Origin of the sequence: Vibrio sp. Vb1026, from assembly GCF_033338745.1 — a bacterium.
GTDB lineage: Bacteria > Pseudomonadota > Gammaproteobacteria > Enterobacterales > Vibrionaceae > Vibrio > Vibrio alginolyticus.
This window is the reverse complement of the sequence record NZ_JAWOTH010000001.1, coordinates 179,326-201,412: the sequence shown is the minus strand read 5'-3', so window position 1 is coordinate 201,412 and position 22,087 is coordinate 179,326. Positions and strand designations below refer to the sequence as shown.

At 48.4% G+C, this 22,087-nt stretch carries 14 protein-coding genes; 6 read left to right on the top strand and 8 right to left on the bottom strand.

All coding sequences use genetic code 11. The features are described 5' to 3' along the window. Positions 1-61 precede the first annotated feature (61 nt). Positions 62-2,812, bottom strand: a complete 2,751-nt coding sequence (locus R7E47_RS00940; RefSeq protein ID WP_318083570.1) for a M16 family metallopeptidase — start codon at positions 2,810-2,812, stop codon at positions 62-64. Between the two features lie 364 nt (positions 2,813-3,176). On the opposite strand from R7E47_RS00940, the gene R7E47_RS00935 reads away from it, so the two are divergent. Beyond that, the gene (locus R7E47_RS00935) at positions 3,177-5,063 is read left to right on the top strand and encodes a methyl-accepting chemotaxis protein (RefSeq protein WP_258484029.1); all 1,887 of its coding nucleotides are present in this window, start codon (positions 3,177-3,179) and stop codon (positions 5,061-5,063) included. Positions 5,064-5,180: 117 nt separating this feature from the next. Here R7E47_RS00935 and fecE read toward each other — a convergent pair whose 3' ends face one another. The 6 genes from fecE to R7E47_RS00905 form a co-directional block, all read right to left on the bottom strand. Continuing rightward, positions 5,181-5,945 carry a Fe(3+) dicitrate ABC transporter ATP-binding protein FecE gene (gene fecE, locus R7E47_RS00930; protein ID WP_054575393.1) on the bottom strand — a complete coding sequence of 255 codons (765 nt, stop codon included), beginning with the start codon at positions 5,943-5,945 and terminating at the stop codon, positions 5,181-5,183. 2 nt (positions 5,946-5,947) lie between these two features. After that, entirely contained in the window at positions 5,948-6,919 is a 972-nt protein-coding gene (locus R7E47_RS00925) for a FecCD family ABC transporter permease (RefSeq protein ID WP_258484028.1), read from the bottom strand. After that, positions 6,916-7,875 carry a FecCD family ABC transporter permease gene (locus R7E47_RS00920; RefSeq protein ID WP_373921288.1) on the bottom strand — a complete coding sequence of 320 codons (960 nt, stop codon included), beginning with the start codon at positions 7,873-7,875 and terminating at the stop codon, positions 6,916-6,918. Before R7E47_RS00920 ends, R7E47_RS00925 begins: the two co-directional genes overlap by 4 nt. Positions 7,876-7,949: 74 nt before the next feature. Beyond that, positions 7,950-8,873 (bottom strand): Fe(3+) dicitrate ABC transporter substrate-binding protein FecB, encoded by a 924-nt coding sequence (locus R7E47_RS00915; RefSeq protein WP_025768676.1) that lies wholly within the window; start codon positions 8,871-8,873, stop codon positions 7,950-7,952. A gap of 101 nt (positions 8,874-8,974) precedes the next feature. Further along, the gene (gene pvuA, locus R7E47_RS00910; protein ID WP_074190320.1) at positions 8,975-11,113 is read right to left on the bottom strand and encodes a TonB-dependent siderophore vibrioferrin receptor PvuA; all 2,139 of its coding nucleotides are present in this window, start codon (positions 11,111-11,113) and stop codon (positions 8,975-8,977) included. A gap of 120 nt (positions 11,114-11,233) precedes the next feature. Then, positions 11,234-13,270 (bottom strand): TonB-dependent receptor, encoded by a 2,037-nt coding sequence (locus R7E47_RS00905; protein WP_005383467.1) that lies wholly within the window; start codon positions 13,268-13,270, stop codon positions 11,234-11,236. Positions 13,271-13,520: 250 nt separating this feature from the next. On the opposite strand from R7E47_RS00905, the gene R7E47_RS00900 reads away from it, so the two are divergent. From R7E47_RS00900 to R7E47_RS00880, 5 genes are read left to right on the top strand one after another with little or no spacing between them, the layout of a single operon-like run. Continuing rightward, positions 13,521-14,732 (top strand): hypothetical protein, encoded by a 1,212-nt coding sequence (locus R7E47_RS00900; RefSeq protein WP_318083564.1) that lies wholly within the window; start codon positions 13,521-13,523, stop codon positions 14,730-14,732. Continuing rightward, positions 14,729-16,561 (top strand): IucA/IucC family protein, encoded by a 1,833-nt coding sequence (locus R7E47_RS00895; RefSeq protein WP_318083563.1) that lies wholly within the window; start codon positions 14,729-14,731, stop codon positions 16,559-16,561. The genes R7E47_RS00900 and R7E47_RS00895 overlap by 4 nt, the downstream gene beginning before the upstream one ends. 5 nt (positions 16,562-16,566) lie before the next feature. After that, complete coding sequence (locus R7E47_RS00890; protein WP_318083561.1) at positions 16,567-17,772, top strand: MFS transporter; 1,206 nt, start codon at positions 16,567-16,569, stop codon at positions 17,770-17,772. Continuing rightward, positions 17,744-19,573 (top strand): IucA/IucC family protein, encoded by a 1,830-nt coding sequence (locus R7E47_RS00885; protein WP_318083560.1) that lies wholly within the window; start codon positions 17,744-17,746, stop codon positions 19,571-19,573. The genes R7E47_RS00890 and R7E47_RS00885 overlap by 29 nt, the downstream gene beginning before the upstream one ends. Further along, positions 19,566-20,768, top strand: coding sequence for a type III PLP-dependent enzyme (locus R7E47_RS00880; RefSeq protein ID WP_029842115.1), 1,203 nt, complete (start codon positions 19,566-19,568; stop codon positions 20,766-20,768). The genes R7E47_RS00885 and R7E47_RS00880 overlap by 8 nt, the downstream gene beginning before the upstream one ends. Positions 20,769-20,841: 73 nt before the next feature. Here the strand turns inward: R7E47_RS00880 and R7E47_RS00875 are convergent, their stop codons facing one another. Beyond that, positions 20,842-22,086 (bottom strand): ABC transporter substrate-binding protein, encoded by a 1,245-nt coding sequence (locus tag R7E47_RS00875; RefSeq protein WP_024700884.1) that lies wholly within the window; start codon positions 22,084-22,086, stop codon positions 20,842-20,844. Position 22,087: the final 1 nt, after the last annotated feature.

Here is a 22,087-nt window from a genome sequence, read left to right as displayed (position 1 = left end):
GACGGCTTTCACGCCGTCTTTTTTATTACTATTGCCACGATTTTCGTCAGAAACTACGTGATTATTCGGCCGGATTTAAAACCATCACCGAGCGTTTTGCTTGTGGACCAAAAGCTGATTTTGCATGCGCTTTCACTTCATCTAACGTCACACTCTTAGCCACTTTCTCAACGTCAAGCAACACATCGACGCCGTAATCATGCACCAAATAACGAGTATATGCCCATGATCTCTGTGCTGGGTTGTCATCCAATCCTTGCATCGCGACTGCCAGTTGTTTCGCGGCCGTATCCACTTCTTTTTGGGTAATATTTGACGCTAAACCATCAAACACTTTGCCCAGTTTACTCTCTAAAAGTACCACGTCTTCGGGCTCAACTTGAGACTCCAAGAGCCAATCAGAGATGGGTTCGCGATCTTGTGTCATGGTGTAAATGCTTGGGCTGTAATCAAGGCTAGACTCTTCTCGCACAATATCCAAAACACGCGCATTACTAATACGTTGCAAAATATCTTCGATAACCGTGTCTCTTGCCGTACGTTGGTAATCGCTCGTATTAGTCAAACGCATTACATACAACGATGAAGGTTCATGCCCATCCGCAACCACAGTTCGCTCCGGCACTTCCGGGTTAAACGCAACGTGATAATCAATCGAACGACTCGGTTTCATTTCGATAGAGGCCACATACTTACGCAAAAGTGGTGTAATTTCTTCCGGCTCTACGTTTGCAACAATAACCATCTTAAAACCATCATTGGTTTTGAAAAGTTGCTCATGCACCGCTAGTATCTGCTCGGAAGTCACTTGTTCAACATCATCACTGGACACTATACGATGACGACTCCCCGGCAAATAAGAATTGCCGTTTGCTTTTTGAATCAGTTTGCCCATCGGTGATTCAAAAAAAGCGCCGCTCTGCTGTTTAAACTCTTGCTTCGCTGCCGCCATCTGGCGCTCGTCGACTTTAATCTCCGTCGCTAGGTTGTATAGTCCATTCAAAGCATCAGTTAGGTGCGTATTTGGCGCCGTAATTTGCGCTCCGTGACTGGTCGCATCAAGCATCGCGCCAAGCGCAATGTTGTTTTTGCGTAAGTAGCTATCTAGCTCTGAACCAGAAAATGCCCCTAACCCACTGCGTATTGCCGTTGTTGCTGCGATTTCATAAGCGGCATACAACATCGGATCAACAGCGGCTTTACCACCTTGGCTCGCATAGTAAATATACGCTCGACCACCCGCTTTAGTATCTTTTTGGAACCACACTTCGACACCGTTTGATAGCGTATAGACTTGAAAACCACCCGCTTCCTGACGCATGCTCGTGATGCTGCCTTCCTGGGTAGGCTTTAAGAATCCATCCACTTTGTCATACATCTCTAACGGTTTTTCGCCAGTTTGAAGATAGGCACTGTTTAGAGCGGCAAATACACCATTGAACTGTTCTGACGTTTCGCTTTTCCCCAAACCAATAAAAAAGCTTGGCTGCTGAGATAACAAAGCCGCCAATTGTGTGTTAATGCTCTCTAAATTCTCGTTGTTGATGAATTCTGCCAAACTCTGGGCGTAATTCTCTTTTGATTGGCTGACACTGTCTTGTCCAATTTGAAAAACACGTGCTTCTGCGTAACTGTTTGGCTTGCGCTGACTCCAATCTGAATCAATATTTGCAAGTTCACCTTGCCAATTTGACATAACGCTATCTAACTCGGATTGAGTCGCACCATAATCTCTCAACGACGCCAAGGTACGAATGAAAGTCTGGTGCATTTGTTCGCGGCGATCTGGTGCAAACGAAATCCCTGCCGACATCATACGCTGATAGTTAGAGTAATAGGGCTCTGCATAAGCGTATTGAAAAGGTTCAGCGGCATCACTGAGTACACGGATCAAACGCTGTTGAATGAGTTGTGTTGCGACTTCATCACGCCACACTTCATGTTGTTGCTCAATCGTCGTGCCGCCACTTAGACCACGCTCAATCACTAAATGAAGACTTGGTGATTCCATCGTGTTACTTGGCAAGATTCTGTTTTCGTTGTTCACTCGAATATCGCGGCGCTTCTCTATTACCGTATCCGAGGTACTTTCCCAGTTCGAGAACTTGCTTTTGATAATCTTGGACAGTGAATCTACGTCGATATTACCAGTCACAATCAACTCGGCATTTTGTGGCTGGTACCATTTGTCGTAAAACGCCTTTAACTTACTTGAGGAAGCATTTTGAATCGCTTCACGAGTACCAATTGGGTCATGCTCACCATACATAGTGCCTTCAATCGAGGCTTGGTAAGCATGCATAGAAAAGGACTTATCATCCGGATTAGCACGTCGCCATTCCCCGAGAATCACCCCTTTTTCTTTTTCTACTTGCTCAGGAGCAAACTCAAGTCCGTTACCGATATCTCTCATCCACTTCAGGGCATCTTCTAGCTTCGTATTATTCGCAAGGTCAAGTTGGTAAGACGTTTGCTGATAACTGGTAAAAGCGTTGATATCAGCGCCAAAGCTACCACCAGATTGCTCGAAAAGTTTGACAACGTCGTTACCGGTAAAATGCTCACTACCATTAAACGCCATATGCTCAACAAAGTGAGCGTAACCCTTTTGAGAAGATGTTTCTTGGAATGAGCCGATATTCATCACCAAACGGACCGAGACTTCTTGGTCTTCTGTTGGATAAAGATGGTATTTCATACCGTTCGATAACTGGTCCACGTGCCAGTTGGCGTCAGGTTGAATCGGCGTCGACTGTTGTATCAGAGCACACCCTGACACTAATAACGCGGGGACTAACAATATACTGCGCATAACGATTGCCCATAACAATGATTAAGCTAATCAATATATATCCGGTGCTATAACCTTCACATTTTTAATGGATTATCAGACGCGCAAATGTGATAAAGATCACCTTTTATTGAAATCAATTCTCATTTACAAAAATCGACAAATCCTTACTTTACAAATACATAAATAATATCGTTCCAAATCCTTTTGCTTATTTGGTGTAAAACTCAAATTCGCGACATGGAGTCAGTATTTATTTTGAGCAATAAAATATAATTATTGAACAGATTCGAATCTGACTTTCTGCTGCATATTCAACAGCGCAGAGAGCACTGATGAGAATAAAAACACAACAACTATTATTCAAAGATCTATTATTCGCTTTATGTTCAAAAATCTATCATTAAAAAACAAACTGGCAATCTCTGCCAGTGCCGCCATCATTCTAGGGGGAGTGCTGGTAGAGGGGCTGTCTTTTCGAGATTCATTAAATAGGCTCGATGTCGAAGTCGCACAGCGACTAGAAAGCACTAGCGCATCTTACAATCAATACGTAAAGGACTGGCTACTCTCTAAAGAGCGCGCACTAACTTCACTCTCTTCTGATTCAGAGAAACGTTCTCTGGTTACGCATTTGAAACAAGTCCGAGACTCTGGCGCGTTCGATAACGTTTTCCTCGCTTACCCGGACGGGTCACAAGACAACGCTAATGGGGTGGTTTTGCCACCAGGTAATAACGATCCTCGTAAGTGGGGCTGGTACACCAATGCAATCGCCAACCCATCGAAAGTCTTTATGGATAACCCGACCGTCGCAGCTGCCACGGGGGCTAACGTCGTGTCGCTCGGTAAAGCCCTGCAATTGCATGGTCAAACCGTCGTTCTGGGTGCTGACGTAGAGATCGGTGATATCCTGAACAGTCTCAACCAAGTGATCCTACCGGGTGAAGGTTATATGTTTATTGCCAATGAACAGGGCAATATTTTCACTCATAACAACGGTAAACTGCTGAATCAACCGGTTAGCAAGCTGGGCCTCAACAACAACGACATTACGTCTGCCGCACGTTCAGGTACAGAGCGTCGCGTCTCTATTAACGGCACCGAATATGTGATTTACGCGCGCCACATAGAGGGTACCAAACTCACAACGGTCACAGTGTTAGATCAAAACTCGTTGGTTGCCCCACTTTACGATGCAGTTTGGGATCAAATCATCGCAACCACTATCGTCGTCGTTATCTGTGTGGCTTTGTTTAACCTGCTATGTAACATCTTGTTCCGTCCGCTCTACAATGTTTCGAATGCGCTTGCGCAAATCGCCAACGGTAGCGGCGATCTGACTCAACGCATCAAAGTAGAAAACCGTGACGAAGTTGGTGAGCTGGCTGAAAACTTCAACCAGTTCGTTGAAAGTTTGCAGCAACTTATTGGTCACATTCGTCACCAAGCGGAAGAACTGAGCCAACAATCGGAGCTGAGCACGACTCGCGCGAATCAATCGGTTTCCGATCTGAACCATCAGCAACAAGAAATCACTATGGTGGCGACCGCTGTGACTGAAATGGCATCAGCAACGCAAGAGATTGCAGCACATGCAGAGCAGACGGCTAAAGCCGCTCAAGACTCTTCAGCAAGCACACAAAACGGTCATGAGTTGGTGATCAATTCCAAATCGTCCATCAATAATTTGTCTTCTGAAGTCAACCAAGCGAGCGTTGTCATCGGTGAGCTCAACCAGCACGCGCAAGACATCTCAACCGTGCTATCAACGATTCGAGACATCGCAGAGCAAACCAACTTACTGGCTCTGAATGCGGCGATTGAAGCGGCGCGTGCAGGTGAACAAGGTCGCGGTTTTGCCGTTGTTGCAGACGAGGTTCGCGTGCTATCACAACGCACACACACCTCAACCGAAGAGATTCGCTCGACGATCGAGACTTTGCAGCAAACCACACAACGCGCTGTAACTATCATGGATAAAAGCTCTCAGCTCGCGCAAGGTTCGGTAGAAGATGCAGATCGCGCAGCACTGGCTCTGGATGAAATCAACGCGGCCGTTGCGCTGATCAGCGATATGGCAACGCAAATCGCGACCGCCGCCGAAGAGCAAACGCACGTAACCAATGAAATCACGCAAAACGTCACGTCCATTAAAGATGTGACCGATCACTTGGTAGTTGGTGCCGAAGAATCGATGAATCAATCTGCTGAGCTGAAATCGCAAGCTGAGGATCTCAACTCGAAAGTGGCAACGTTTAAACTGGCTTAAACGCCACATTAAGGACACTCTTAAAAATAACAAACCCCGCTAGCAACTTTGTTACTAGCGGGGTTTGTTTTTATGGATCGACGTTTTTATTGAAGATAGCTTTCGAAAGACGTAAACCTACACCGCCACACACATCGGCGTGCCTGAGATTGGGTCGTTAAATACTCTCGCTTGTAAATCAAACACCGATGCCAACATACCTTCTGTCAGTACCTCTTGCGGTGTTCCCTGCGTGACTAACTGACCTTTTTCCAACACCACCAAATGATCGCAGTAACGGCACGCTTGGTTTAGATCGTGCAGCACTACGACCACTGTTTTGCCTTTGTCGTTCATCTGCCTCATGAGTTTCATCAGCTCAACTTGGTGAGAGAGATCCAAGTAAGTGGTTGGCTCATCAAGCATCACTACGTCGGTATCTTGCGCCATTACCATCGCAATCCACGCCCTTTGCCTTTGACCGCCAGACAGCGATTCAACTGGCTTGTCAGCAAACTCAATCACGCCAGTATCTTGCATTGCTTGCTCAACTAAGGTCTTGTCTTGTTGACTTAACCGGCCCCAATGAGAGAGATAAGGCGAGCGGCCATATTCGACCAGTTTTCTGACGGTAATACCTTCAGGACTGACAAGAATCTGCGGCAGCAAAGACAACGAACGCGCCAAGCGTTTATCCCCGTAGCTGCTTAGTGGTTTGTCGTCATACAACACTTGGCCAGAAGCGGGTTTATTGATGCGTACCAAGGTTTTTAATAGTGTCGATTTACCGCAACCATTTGGACCAACTAGTGCGGTAATTTTACCTTGAGGAATCGACAAAGAGAGATCTGGAATGATGGTCTGTTTGCCGTACGCGACGGATAAGTTCTGCGTTCGTAACATGCTTACCAACCTCTATAACGATACAAAAGAAAAATGAAATATGGTGCGCCAATAACAGAAGTCAGCACACCCGCTGGCAGCTCAATTGGTGGCTGTAAGCCTCTCGCTAGACCATCGGCGCAAATCACCAACAGCGCGCCAAGGGTTGCAGAAGCAGGAATCAACAACTTGTGGTTGTGACCAAACAGCAAACGCGCAAGATGCGGCGCAAGCAGGCCAACAAAGCTGATCGTGCCTGCCACAGACACACTGATGCTCGCCAATAGCACGGCAGCAATCAACGCAAGAATTTGGATCTGTCTTGGTTTCGTGCCAAGTGTAGTGGCACTTTCTTCTCCCAGTCCCATCACATCTAACCGCCAAGCCAGCCAAAACGCCAATGGCAGTAGCAGCATTAGAGCGCTCCAAATAAACGGCACTTGTTGCCAGTTTCGTCCCCACAAACTGCCCGTTAGCCATACCATCGCTGTGTTGATTTCGATAGGGTGCACAATCAGAAGAAAGTCGATACCGCTGGCTAAAAACGCGCTGACAGCAACGCCAATCAGCGCCAAGCGCGCAGGCGTTGGCTTCGACCAATAAGCCAACACTGCAATAAAGCCTGCGGCAAGCAAGCCTCCCGCCATAGCGACCATCGGCAACATTGCCACCGGCGCATTTGGATACAGCACCAAACAAGCGGTAGCCGCCAGTCCTGCTCCGGCGCTTATCCCCATTAAATCTGGTGAGGCAAGAGGATTACGGATGACGCCTTGAACTAAAACGCCTGACAGCCCCAACCCAGCGCCCACGCCAATGGCGAGCAACATTCTCGGTAATCGATATTGGTGAATCACAAAGTCCGAGTCAGAGAAAGAAAACAGTAATGCAAAAACCTGTTGAGCCGACATGTTCGCCGCGCCAACAAACAGCGTGAGAGAAGACGTAATCAGCAACAATCCAACTAATGCAAACAGTTTGGTTTGATTCATCATGATGATTTCCTCATTGCAATCGCGATAAAGCAAGGTGTGCCCAACAGCGCGGTAATCACGCCCACTGGCGTTTCAGCCGGAAAAGCAATCGCGCGTGATAAAGCATCTGACCACGTCACTAATGTCGCGCCACACAAGGCGGAAACCGGAATGAGAATGTGATAGTTGTGACCAACAATCGGGCGCACCAAGTGCGGCACTAACAACCCGACAAAGCCAATTGGTCCAGCAATCGCTACGCTAGTTCCTGCCAACAGCACAACCGATAAACCACTGATAAATCGCGTAAGACGAATGTTACCACCTAGCCCAACAGCAACTTCGTCCCCCAACGCGAGTAAATTTAAGTTTCGCGCTAAGCCCATGGCGAGCACCAAACCTAAAGTCGCAAAAGGCCACAGTTGCTGCCACTGCTCAGAATCTACCGCAGAGAGTGAACCCGTTAACCAATGCAACACGCTGTAAGCCATGTCATCCGCCAAAATTACCGACGCACGAGTTAACCCTATCAGCAGTGCACTGATGGCAATGCCCGCTAGCACTAAACGCAATGGGTGAGAACGCGCGGAAAAAAAACCGCCCAACAACATGACCGCACCACCACTTAGTAGCGCGCCGAGTACTGCGTTGATGATTGAGTTCAATTGACTAAAGAATGGTACGCCGATGGACGCCAAGGCCATAAAACAAGCCGCACCAGCATTAATGCCGAGAATGGATGGCGACGCCAAAGGGTTACGAGTTAATCCTTGCATCAGCACTCCGGATACCGCAAGCGAAGCGCCAATTAATAACCCAGCATAGGCACGAGGCGCACGCAGCGTCGCGAGGATTTGATGCAGCATATTGCCCTCATCAAACGCAAACCAATAGCTTGTCAGATCATTAACGCTCAAAGAAAAGTTGGACCAGCCAATCATTGAGGCTGCATAGCCTGAGAGCGTACACAACGCCATAGCACAGACAAACAAGCTCGCTTTCCAATGCGATTTGCTAACCGAAGACGCGCTTTCCGAGCTTATCGCCGCACTCATGAGCGCTCCAATAACGCTTCAAGATTGCGGGCAATTTCTTCCGCAGCCAACATGCCGCGATTTAACGACCACAGTTCAGGAGAAACCTCAACAAGTTGCTGTTTTTTCGCAGCAGTTAGCAACTTAAACAATGGATTTTTGCGCCACTCATCCACAATATTTGGTTGAGAGTAAAGTCCAACTAACAACCAATCAGGGTTGGTTTTTAGTAAAAGTTCGAAACTGGTTGGGATATACGCTTTTTGCTCAGATGGAGCCAGCGGGCTTTGGATGCCCAGCATACTCAAAACGCCCCCAGCGTAAGAAACCGGGCTATGCAACCACATCCCTTTGTCAGAAACCACACCAAACTGAATGGTTTCCTGTGTTGCAAAATGCTGTTTGAACTCCGCCATTGTCTGTTTGTGCTGCTCAATTCGTTGTGTCATTTTCGCTTGTTTGCCAATTGCCACGCCGATTTTGTGTGCGGATTCGAGATTTTCTTGATATGTCTCACCACGGCTTTTTAACAGCAAAGTTGGCGCAATTCGCTGCAAATCTTGATAAATCGCGCGATGACGTTCTGCATCAGCAATGATCAAATCCGGCTTGAGCACCGCAATCGCCTCTAAACTCGGTTGCGAGCGCATGCCGACCGATTGCCAAGGACCAACCTTGGCACGAACAGCAGGAATGACTCGTGTGGCATCGTTGTCATCGGCGACGCCTACAGGTGAGACATCGACTGCCGCTAATGCATCGACAAACGAAAATTCTAAAACCACAATACGTTGAGGTATCGCTTCTAGCTCAAAAGTGCCTTGCTCATCTTGCACGCTGCGCGCCTGAGAAAATGCGCTAAATGACATCAAAGCTGAGCTCAACAGCATCAGCAAAACTGTTGAAAAGTGTTTGATCGTAAATTGTTTTTTATTTTTCATCTTGCTTTTTTCCAGTGCTAAGAGTTTTCCATTACCTAAGATCGGCAAAGTCGCCAAGGTAAATTGGCGACTTTTCTTTTCAAACTCGGTGAACGAAACGCTTAAAACTGATAGTTCAGATCCAGTGTGTAAGAGCGTCCCGGAGCTGGGTACCGACCAACTGGGCTTGTATCAATCCCGCGGAAGTAATACTCCTCGTCAAACAAGTTGTTCACCGCAACATTCATGCGTAACTTGCCTTTGTCGTCTTTGTATAAATCCGTCCCCAAGTTGAAGTTCCACACCATGTAAGATGGTACTTTACCCGTTGCGCCAGTTGCATCTTCGGCACTGGTGTTGGCGTTATCGGTATACGAATCACTAAAGTAGAAGCCCGATAGCGTGGTGTCCATGCCGTAAAATGCGTAGGTTGCATCCCAACCAAGCTGATGCTTAGAGGTGTAAGGCAGTTGATTACCTTTATTCGCGCCTTCTTCTTCAAGCGTAGCGTCTAGATAGTTGTAGCTTGCGCCTAAACTCAGTGCAGGTAGTGCTTCAGGCACGTAACGAGCAGAAAGCTCTATGCCTTGGTGAAGTGTTTTTCCGATGTTATCGAAGGTCTGCGTTGAGCTTTGCCATTGCAATTGATCTTCAAAGTCGATGCGATAAAGTGCAGCGTTAAAGCTGGTCGCATCTTGGGTGTAACGCGCGCCGACTTCGTAGTTCCAAGCCAGTTCGCTACCTTCTTCACCCAAACCTCGGATGTAGGCAATTTGTGGCGCACGAAGTGATTTTTGCGCGTTCGCATACGTCACCCACTGGTCAGTTAAGTTGTATGCCACCGTCAAACCTGGCAACCATTCCGTCACGGTGTTGTCTGCCGTTTGTTTTTTACCACGATCGGTAAACGTCATTCGAACCGACTCAACACGCAACCCAGGCGTTACCTTCAATGTATCATTGAACAAACCAATTTCGTTGCTAACGTATCCAGCAAACGCGTCCGTATCTAGATGCCAATCACGCGGAACGCTGGTTGCACCACCGGCGATTGGAGTCTGAGTGAGTTTGTAGTCAATGTCTTCATTAACATAACGGGTACCCACGATCCAGTTTTGAGTAACGGATTTACCTTCGCCAAAGTACATCGCCATTTTTGGCTCTATACCATACACGGTAAATTCACGTGGAGAGGTACGAACGTCCGTCGCTGGCAGAGCCGGATCCGCCCAATGGCCACCCGCGCTGTTAAAGCCCCACTTGAAAAGACGCTCTGACTTATGGCCAAACGTTAGCACTTCTAGCTCGGCACTGTCGGCAAATGGCAAATCGTGGATGTACTTAACACTCCAGCGCGTCGACTTACCTTCATAATCATCGTAAGGACGTTTCGATTGGTGACGATCTTGCTCGTAATCTTGTGGCGAAAGTGCGCCCGGCATTTGCGTTTCAGCATCGTAACGTTGCAGGAATGCTTGAATCTCTTGAGTGTCACTCAGTAGCCACTGTGCTTTGGCTTGGAAGTTCTTCACGTCCGTATCGGAATGTTCACGGAAGCTTTCACCTTTTAGGAAGTTACCTTCCAACTGTAGTGCAAATGTGTCGCTTAACCAGCCGCCCGTGCGTAGGTAAAAATCATTCAGCGGCGCATCACCGCCATCAAACACGGTAAGGCGGTTACTGATTTCAGTTTGCCACGTGTGTGGAATCGGTTTGGTCACTAAGTTGATCACACCACCGACGTTGTTTGGGCCGTACTGTACTGCGGCACCACCGCGTACAATGTCAATACGATCAAGCATCGACAGTGTTGCTGGGAAGATAGACTGACCAGTGTGACCATATGGCGCAAGTGTTAGCGGTACACCATCCATCAAAAACTGAGCATGACCACTACGGCTTGCTTTCAAACCACGTACGGAAATGTTAGGCAATACGCCCGTTCCGCTTTCATCCTGAACTTTAATACCCGGCACGCGCTGCAGCGCGTTATCAATCGAACCTGCGGCGGTTTTCTCAATTTGATCACGGGTAATGACGGTACGAGCACCAGGGTACTCTTTGACGTCTTCAATTTCAGAGTTACCAATCACACTACCAGTGACAACGACAGTTTCCATCGCGGTAGTTTGTTCTTTTTTAGCAGGAGCGGCAACCGCGCTCATGGATGTGGCAGAAGCGATTGCAATCGCAAGCACACTGTAAGTGGTAGACAAACCAGCACGTACACGCACTTTACCATCCAAATTCTGGTAAGACATTAAGATCTCCTTTGCGAGAAATTGAGCCTCGGGCAGAATACATCCCGTAGGCTCTCGGGGCTAAACATCCTCAATATGAGGAAAAAATCGGCTAACAGGCGCTAACTACGCACAAAAAGCCTAGAACTGATATCCGTAGCTGAGCATGAACTCGGCTGGTGCGCCGTAGCCAATCTGGTTTAAGCCAGACGTGCCGTTTGTTGCGCCAAGAATGTATTTCTCATCCAAAATGTTGTAAGCGTTCGCTTGGATTTTGTGACGACCAGTGGTGTACGCCGCCATCAAATCCACCGTTGTGTAATCGCCAAGTGCGACGGCTTCGTCGTTACCTGCGTAACGGTCGCCCACGTACTTCACACCACCGCCTAAACGCCAGTTGTCATCCAATTGGTAAGTGCTCCAAAGAGAGAACAAGTGGTCTGATACATCGTTAGGCTTTTTGCCTGTGGCTTTGTCTTCCGCATCTAAGTAGCTGTAACCCACAGAGATGTCCCACTGTTTGGTGATTTGGCCGCGAGCCTCTAATTCAATGCCTTGGTGACGCACTTCAATTTTATCGATCACATCGCCGTCCACGTTAGTTTGTGGTTGCTCTTGATCAATCTGGAACAGTGCCGCATTCAACATTAATGCGTTATCCAAAAGGTACGCTTTCGCACCCACCTCTTTTAAGTCGGTGTGGAAGAATTCCGCCAATTTTGGATTGATGTAGATACCAGCGTACGGTAACTGCCAAGAGCGCGCTAAACTGGCGTATACGGATGTGTCGGAATTGATGCGGTATACCAAACCAGCACGGTAGCTGACTTTGTCATCATCCAATTTTTCCTTATCTGAGCCCGCTTTTTGTTGTTCTAGCTCCATCGAGTCGTAACGCACGTTACCGATCAAAGAAAGGTCACCCCACGTATAGACGTCTTGCACATACAAACCTGTCGTGGTGGTGGTATTGTCACGAAATGGCTTAAAGCCCGGATCAGGCGTTGGACCAACGACTGGGTCGTAGATATTTTGCGGAGGAAGCGTTTTGTCACTTGCCAACGTTAGGTCGATATCGATCTGGTTGAAATCTGCACCCACCATCAATTGATTGTCCCTGGTTTCCCAAACCAACTCAGATTGTAAAGTGGTCGTAGTACGTGGATCGTAACCAAAGTTGTTGACGGTTTGAGACACTTCATTACCCGTCACTTTGCCCTGACGCGTGCCTTTTTGCTCAAGTTCGATATGGTTGAATGCCGCTCGGTTGTTCCATACCCATTGATCATTCAGACGCCATTCGTAATCCACCGCAATACGGAGACTGTCTGACTCCTGATAGTCGTTTGTGCCGCCAAAGTAAGTGCTTACTGGTAAATCAACTGGCTTGCCATTTTTTGATGGCACACCACGATACGGCACTAGTTCTTGATGGGCGTATTCCACGTCAATATCAATGGTGTGACCTTCCGCTGGTAACACACGAATGGTCGGTGCAATGAAGAAATCGTTTGAATCAACATGATCAACGTACGAGTCGGCTTGACGGTATTCCAAGTTAATACGCCCGTTGACCTTATCTGTAAACGCCATTGAGCTGTCGACCTGACCAACATACTGGTTGTTGCTGCCTACACTACCGTTTACGTGAGTAAAATTCTCACCGTTAGCGCGTTTCGTCACCAAGTTGATGATGCCCCCAGCCGAACCGCGGCCATACAAAGCACCCGCAGGGCCTTTCACAATTTCAACGCGTTCAACGTTTGCTAAGCTGCGGTAAGACTGCAACGTACCGTCATCTCGCAAGCCATCACGGTACATATCGTTGAGTGAATCAAAACCACGGATCATGAACTGATCGCGGCTGCCTTCGCCCAAGGTGTTATTGACCCCGGCTACCCCATCTAGCGCATCCACTAAACGCACCGCGCCTCGGTCTTGCATTTCTGTTTTCGTTACTACGGATACCGCTTGTGGCACATCAAGCCATTCCACATCGGTTTTGGTGCCTGATTGAGGCATGTGTTCAGCATAACCTTCGTACTGATGACCGAAGACTTGAATCGTTTCAGTTGCTGATGGGGTTGAGTTCGTCTCTTCTGAAGCCACTGCGCTTGGTGCTACTAATGAAGAACCAATCGCGACCGCCAAGGGGGTCAGGGTCAATAATTTATTCATTCCATAATTCCGTTTAGTTGTTATAAAGCCAACGGATGGAAATAAGAACAAATATTATTTCTATTTGCAATATTAATTTTATGCTCTATATTTATTTACCCTAAAAACACAACTAACAACAAAAAAAACCAAATATCATAACAATAAACACTAAAACTTCTGCCCTCCGTCTCGAGAGAGGCACATTGGAAGACGACCGTGAGCGACTTTATCAACGTTAGAAGAAAATGTTAGAAAATTAGGAAAGCTCATGAAATCTACGATGATTATCGTAAGTCATGTCGTTAACGATGCAGTCACTCACGGCTTTGTGCCTGCAGCTAAAGCGATGGACCTTCACGTCGTTCTTATCACCGACCATAAGCTCAGCCATTTAGAGTTGGCGAGTCGTGATAGTCACTTTAATCCGGATACCATTCTAGAATGTGATGTCTTCAACCCATTAGAACTCATCGAAACCATCACGGAGCATGAATTAAAGCCAGACGCTATTTTCAGCAATAGTGATCACTTACAAACTTCCACCGCCATCTGCGCGCAATTTTTTGGCCTTCCATCCAAAGATTGGTCTGTCACGTTAAAAGCCAAAAACAAACACTTAACTCGACAAGTGTTAAATGAAAAATCCTTACCCAACACACAAAGCTGTTTGCTGCATCGCCATTCGAATGTGGCATTAGGCATGGCCTTCCCTGTCGTAGCAAAACCCAAAGAAGGCGTGGCAAGTTTAGATGTACAGCGCTGTGACTCCCAAAGCGAGCTCGATGCTTACTGCAAGGCGTTTTGGCAAAAGCACCCAAACGCCGCCATTCTGGTGGAGCAGTTTCTTCAAGGACCGTTGGTTACGCTCGAAACTTTAGGAGACGGTAACCAACTTATCGCCGTGGGCGGTTTTGATGTGTCGCTCTCTGAGCCGCCTTACTTCATCGAAACCGCCGCAGACTGGAACGGACCAAACGGCATTGCTCACCGAGAAGCTTGCTTGGCTCAACTGAAAGCGTTCGGCGTTGGTTTTGGAGTTTGCCACAGCGAATTTATCATTACGGAAAATGGCCCAATTCTGGTGGAAATTAACTACCGCAGTATTGGAGATGGCCGCGAATTCTTGCTCAACAATCTCGCTCACTTCGGCTGGTTTAGCACGATTTTGGGTCTGCATCTGGGTCGAAGATTGGACGGCGATTACCAAATTCACGGGTCAGCGCACGTGCACTACGTAGTTGCGGAACACTGTGGTGTGATTGACGGAGGTTCGACGTCGTTCATCCAAAACGATGACGATATCATCACCCAGCAACAGGTACTAAAAACCGCTGGAGAACACTTCCAACAGAGTTATTCCAATAAGGATTATCTCGCCCGAATTTCGATTGTCTCACCATCAGGGCGAAACCTCGACCAAGCGCTGCAGAACGCGCTTAGCAATTTCGATCTAGCTCCGACTCGTGAGGTGGCAGCATGAATAACGACGCTTTGTATCTAACGCAACGATTGATCGACACTTGCTTACGCGAAGACATGTTTGGCATTTTGTCGAAAGCCAAGTTCAGTAGCGACGCGCCAAAAGGGGGAATTGTTCCTCAAGGCGAGCAAGTCTGGCTGATATTTGCCAACTCTGATTTCACGTTGTATTTACCCGTTGCGCCAACGTATTACATGCAGCACTGGCGCTACGGTCACGCCAATGAAGAAGCACCACAAGGTTGGTGGGTGGAGAAAAATGGCCAAGTCGAACATCAACAACATTACAAAGAGTGGATTGCACTACTAACGACACTGGCGCATGACAGCTCTCACGAATTGTTGGCGGGATACCTTCAAGAACTGGAATGTGCAGAGAAACACAAAGCGCTGTGTGACCAAGCGTTTCATCATCACGCAGACCACATTTCTCAACCAATATCCGAGCTTGGTTCTTGGCATAAAAAGCTGCTGCTAGCCGACCAGATCGCTTCTTACCTTGACCATCCGTACTATCCAACTGCGCGGGCGAAGTTTGGTCTGAGCGATAAAGACCTAGCTAAGTACGCGCCCGAGTTCGCACAAAGCTTTGCTCTGCATTGGATTGCGATTGAAAAATCACTGGTAACATTAACCAGCGGACAACCTGATTGCTGGCCAACCATGGAGCAAGTGGGGCTTCCTGCTGATTTTGCACTGAGCCACGTTCTGTTCCCTGCACACCCGCTCACCCTGCGATCTTTAGAAGCCTTACCCGAAGGTGTGATAGAAGCGCCTTTAACGTATCTAGACGTGACGCCGACGCTTTCCGTTCGTACTGTGGTCGTCAACGAGGCACCGCACATTCACATCAAGGTTCCGCTGATCATGCGATCGCTAGGCACGAAAAATATTCGCTTAATCAAGCCTTCAACACTGTATGACGGCCACTGGTTTGAACGCCTACTCAGCCACCTTGAACAAACGGACGCCGATTTAAACAGTCGCTTGTTCCATTGCAACGAAAAACACGGTGGACACGTCGGCGAGGATAAGACCTTTGCGTACATCGTACGTGAGTATCCACTTATTCATTGCGAAGACAAAGCGCTAGTTCCGGTTGCCGCACTGGCAAGCCCAATGCCTGACGACCGCTTGTTCTTAGAACACTTGGCAGAGCAGTACTATCAACAAGATACGCTGGCGTGGTTCAAAGATTACGTCGACCTATTATGCCAAGTACACCTTACCTTGTGGCTTCGTTATGGCATTGCATTGGAGTCCAACCAGCAAAACGCCATCATTGCATTTGATCAACAGGGCAAAATGACGCTCGCGATGAAAGACAACGACGCAGCGCGAATTTGGCCAGAGCGCTTCCACTTTGCAACAGAGCATGCTGCCCAAAAACACGGCGCAAAACTACTTCCAGTGGATTGCGATGAACTGCTCGATCAACGCATCAAAGTCGACAATGAATTGGCGCTCGGTCAGATGTTTACCACCATCACATTACAACTGGATATCGCAGCGATTGTAGAAGCCATGGCAGCGAAGGGCATTGCCTCTTCAGCATCGCTTTACGCCATCGTGGCCAAAAGCATTTCAGAACAACTCAACCGATTAGAAGGCGAAGGGTTAGAGACGAAACTGGCACGCGAGTTACTGCAAGAGGCGCCTGATTTGTACGCCAAGTACTTGTTGAGCTCTGGCAGTTTGCTCTCGAAAGAAGCCTCCGGCGCGAGCGACATCAATAAGTTCTATGGTTTGTCGGCCCCGAACTTCTTACTGCTTTCTAGCGAAGAAGCGCAACGCGCCTACATAGAAGCCATCAAAAAAAGCGTACGTTAACGATTATGACCAAACTCATCTACAGTGTGTTGTTGTGCCACTTTATCGCTGCGTTTGCCGCGTTAGGTATGCCGCTATTTCTACCCGTCGTGTTGCCAACGTTAGGCGCAAGCATTGATGCGGACTGGGCAGGGGTATTGTTTATCCTACCTACGTTTTGTACTGCGTTGGCGGCGCGATTTTGGGGCAACTTTGCCGATCGCTACGGTCGCCGCCGCTCACTCTTGCGTGCACAACTTGGCCTTGCAGCAGGGTTTGCGCTGTGCGGCTTGGCAGACAACCTCGCCATGTTTGTGTTTGGTCTTATTGTTCAAGGAACCTTTGGCGGCACCATGGCCGCCTCGAACAGCTACTTATCTAGTCAAATTAAAGAAGCCAAAACACTCGGCAAGTCACTCAATAAAACCCAACTATCTGCTCGCTTGGCGCTGATCGTTGCGCCCATTGGGCTCGGCTGGAGCTTGTCAGAGACCAACCCGCTCAACGCGTATCTTTGGTTATGCGTTTTGCCTTTAATTGCTATGGGCATCACGCTAACACTGCCTGCGGATAAACCTGCCGAACTAAACCTCGAAAAGCCAAACTCAGAATCTCAGCAAGAAAAACCGGTTGCACAGAAAAACGCAATGCATGCCATTCGTTGGATCTTCTTTGCTCAGTTCGGGTTTGCGTTTTCCATGGTGGTGACCTTTCCTTATTTCTCGCCGTTTGTGCAGCAATATGGCATCACTCACCACGCATGGATCGGTTTTTTGTACGCACTGCCGCATGGCATCTATCTGTTGCTGGCAGGCAAAATCCACGTGTTGTCAGATGGGCTGAATCGCCATCAACCGCTGCGCACGTTGTGGCTCGGGTTTGCATTGCTTGCCGTGAGCTCTGCCTTGCATTTGATTGCGTCCGAAACCGCACTCATTGCTGCGAGAATTGTCTTCGGCATCGCGATGGTGTGTTGCTATCACGGATTGCATCAGCATCTTGCGAGCCATCTGGATCGCAAACTCAGTGGCAAAGTATTTTCTCGCTTTGATGCCATGTCCAAATGGGGTGGCGTGGCAGCGGGATTTTGCGCTTCTTTCATTTCTAGCTTGGGGCTACTTGAGGTTCCTTTCCTACTTTCTGCGATAGTCAGCGTAATCACCTTGATCGCGCTGGTTCTCCATTCAAAATTTGGAAATCAACATGTTACAAACTCAATCCTCTCAGACTAGCGAGTTGCGCGCGCATGATGTGCAGCTCAATCGGGAGAAGGCCCAACTCAACACGATTATGGGTGTTCTTAATTGTTACTTACGTGAATTTGCGCTACCGAATCAACAAGTGGAATGGCACTACCAATCGACATCGCTACCCCAAACGTTAAAACGCAACTATTCCGCCAAGCAGCGGGTAGCCGTTTATCTTTCTCAACAAAATGGCGTGCTGGTTTTGCCGATTCACTACGCGAGCAAACTGGGCAAAATCAAATTGGCAGAACTGCCATGGGCGAAAATGCCGGGATCTGGTTGGGCGAAATTGGATGCCACGCAAACTCTTACGCTTTTGCTTAACTATCTCAAGCAGGTATTGGCGATCCCATTTAACCATGAGCTGATCGAACAACTGGAAAATAGCGTGCTGGTTACCGAGCAGTTTCTCAACGTCGCGCCCAAATCGCATCACAACGAGTTTATCGCTTCGGAACAGTCTCTGATTTGGGGGCATACTTTCCATCCGACCCCAAAAAGTCGTTCGGGCGTCACCATGGATGATCTCTTGGCGTTTTCTCCAGAAGTCGGCGCGCAAGTCCCGCTGTACTGGTTTGAAGTGGATACGTCCTTACTTGATGTGCTGAGTTCCGACGGAGAAGCTAACCCTGCTCAGCACATGCTACAACAGCTCGCGCCACAACACGCCACCAGCAATGGGAAGACCCTCTACCCTTGTCATCCTTGGGAAAGCTACACCATTTTGAGCAACCCAAGCGTGAAGCGTGCCATTGAACAAGGCAAGATCACGCCACTGGGTTTAGGTGGTGAAAAGATGCAGCCGACCTCTTCAGTTCGTACCCTCTACCACCCAGATATGGATTGGTTTGCGAAATTCTCCATCAACGTACGATTAACCAATTGCGTGCGCAAAAACGCGTGGTACGAACTCGACAGCGCCGTGCAGCTCACGTCGATTCTCAAACCGATTCGAGAAAACGAACAGCTGCACAACCCTGTATTTAAAGTGATGACAGAGCCTTACGCCACCACATTAAATCTAGAAAGTGTCGCTGAGCGTAATTGGGATGACAACACCAAAGCGCGCGAATCGTTTGGGATTTTGTATCGCGAAAATTTCTCGCTGAGCGAAGTCGACATCTTAAAACCAACCCTCGCTGGCGCTCTGTTTGCTTACGACAAAAACGGCGACAGTTGTATTGCTCAACGCCTTAAAAACAAAGCGCGTACTACGCAAATTCGCTATTCCGATATCGCGACACTGTGGTTTGAACGCTATTTGCATTGCCTAATTCCGGGCGTGTTTAATTACTACTTCAAACACGGAGTGGCGTTTGAGCCGCATTTGCAAAACACCTTGATTGGCTTTGAGCAAGAGATGCCGTGTTGTGTCTGGATTCGTGATTTGGAAGGCACCAAGTTACTGCCGGAGTTTTGGCCAGAAGAAACATTAATTGACTTGTCTGAACGCGCGCGACAATCGGTTTACTACAGTCGCGAACAAGGCTGGAATCGCATCGGATACTGCACCTTTATCAACAACATCAGCGAAGCGATTTTCTTCATAGCAGAAGGTGATGAGCCACTAGAGCAAACGCTGTGGAATGCGGTGCAAAGTGCCATTGTGCGTTGGCAGTCAGTGAATGGAAAACAGCCGGAACTAGAAGCGTTGCTGAATGGCGGTCACTTCCCAAGCAAAAATAATTTCACCACTCGTTTGATGCAAAAAGCCGATAAGGAGTCGGGCTATACCCAAGTCGCCGCGCCTTGGCAGCAACACGAAAAAGGAGCGCAAAATGTCTAATTCCCTCTCTCTACCGACACGCGTTAGCCAACAAGTTCACACGCTCGCACAGCAGCAAAATCAACCCTTGTGCGCTTACGTGTATGACCTAAACGCCTTAGAAGAACACATCAAACAACTGCGTCACGTTTTGCCGAAAAATGTCGAGCTATTTTACGCAGCCAAAGCCAATCCATCGGGCCCGATTCTCAAAACGCTCGCGCCGTATGTCGATGGTTTTGAAGCGGCATCTGGCGGGGAGTTGACACACCTCCACCAACAACAACTCGATAAGCCATTGATCTTCGGTGGCCCAGGAAAAATGCCAAGTGAATTGCAACAAGCGATTGAGCTGGATGTTGATGCAATTCATGTCGAAAGCCTCACCGAGCTAAAGCGCATTGGAGCACTAACCGAGCGCCTCAACCGCCCTACTTCGATCTTTTTGCGTATGAACATCGATATTGGCGACATCACGCTCAGCAAGTTGGCGATGGGCGGCAAGCCAACTCCTTTTGGTTTGGACGAGTCCGAACTGAGTAATGCTTTGATGTTGCTGCGCGATTTCCCGCAAGTGTCACTCAAAGGCTTCCATTTTCACTTGATGTCGCATCAGCTCGATGTTGAACGTCACTTAGCGTTGATGCAGCGCTATTTCCAAGTCGTGAAGGCGTGGCAGCAGGAGTTCGAACTCGGTGAGCTGATGATCAACTTGGGCGGCGGCATGGGCATCAACTACCAAAACCCTGAGCAACACTTTCCGTGGATGGAGTTTTGCGACAAGTTGGAATTCCTCATCGCTAAAGAGCAAGTGCAAGATTGGACACTGCGTTTTGAATGCGGACGTTTCATCACGGCGGCATGCGGTTATTACGTAATGGAAGTGCTGGATATTAAGCAAAATCTTGGCGAAAACTTTGTCATCGCGCGCGGAGGAACCCACCATTTCCGCACGCCAGCAGCGCAGAGCCATGATCATCCATTCGTCATCCTGAAAAGCGAGCAACACCATGAGATTTCTCACCCAATTCAGCATGCACAAGCGACCTTTGTCGGCCAGCTTTGTACGCCCAAAGATGTGCTGGCACGCAATCAACACGTCGCCCACGTCGATATTGGTGATTACGTTGTGTTTACCTTAGCGGGCGCGTATGCGTGGAACATCTCCCATCAAAACTTCTTGATGCATGAACCGCCGATCTTCCACTATTTTTAAACGGCATACTTCGCTTCATTCAAGCCCCAATCATTGGGGCTTTTTTATTCCACTCGGCACAAATTCATTGCCATTAACCGCTTTGCGAAATAGCAATAATGCGTTTTATCAGCTCGTCGGGTTCCATCTTGGGATTGCGGTAAAAACGGAAAATTTCCGAGTTTATCGCTTGCTGGGCAACCGGATTGACCGCCATCGAATCAATCATACTCGGCACAGCGAGGTTGTGTTTAACGCCGTAGTGAAAGTCTTGATATGACTGGACCTGACACGGATTAAAATCGCTGATGTCGATATCGGTACGTACCGGAATCGAGCCTTTTACCTTATTGAACTTAGCTTGAAACTCGACATCTGCCAGCGCGCTTGCGGTTTGCTGAGCCGCCTCGGCAGAAAACGACTTGCTCGACATAAACACCAAGCTGTCCATGTTGTAGAGGAATACACCATCGCTGTCAGGCGTTGGGTAACAGCCGACCTCTTGCGGGACTGAGACTTGATTGGCGAGCAGCTCACCTAAAATCCAATCTCCACCGATTTGAAACAGCGCTTGACCGTCGGCTAGCGCTTGGGTCGCCGTATCCCACTTACTGTCGGGTAATTGGTTGTCGATCAACAAACTCAGGCGGCGAAATTGCGTCAACGCTTGGCGCAGGGTATCACTGTCGATGCTGTCTCGCTCAAGTTTAACCATTGCATTGGTGTAGAACTCAACGCCGCCAGTGGAGATTACTAAGTTCTCGAAAAGTTGGGCGACTTGCCACGGCTGCTCACCGACCGCGATTGGCACGATGCCATTTTGCTTCGCAAGCTCCATGGCGGCGAACATTTCTTGCCAATTTTTCGGCGCTGACAGATTCAGTTGTTTAAGCAGTTTGTGGTTGACCCACAACCAGTTTAAGCGGTGCAGCGTGAGTGGCAGGGCGATATAGCCGTTTTGTGTTTTGTTGATTTCGATAGAGAGTGGGTAGAGCACCTCGTCCCAGCGCTGCTCATCGGCAACCGCGTTGACGTTGTGCAAAATACCGATGGCATCCCACGCTTTAATACTTGGCCCTTCGATTTGCGCGAAGCTCGGTGGATTGCCCGCCAGCGCGCGAGCTTGCAGTACCGTCATCGCGCTGTCACCACCACCGCCTAACACCGGGCTTTGCAGCAGCTCAATATCGTGCCGTTTTAGCTGAGCTTTAAGTGTTTGCAGCGCTTGCTGCTCGCCGTCAGAAGTCCACCAATGTAAAAACTCTACCCCTTGTGGCGACTCAGCGTGAGCGACGCAAGGGGCGAGCAACAGTGGGAACAAGAATGCCAGTTTGTTCATA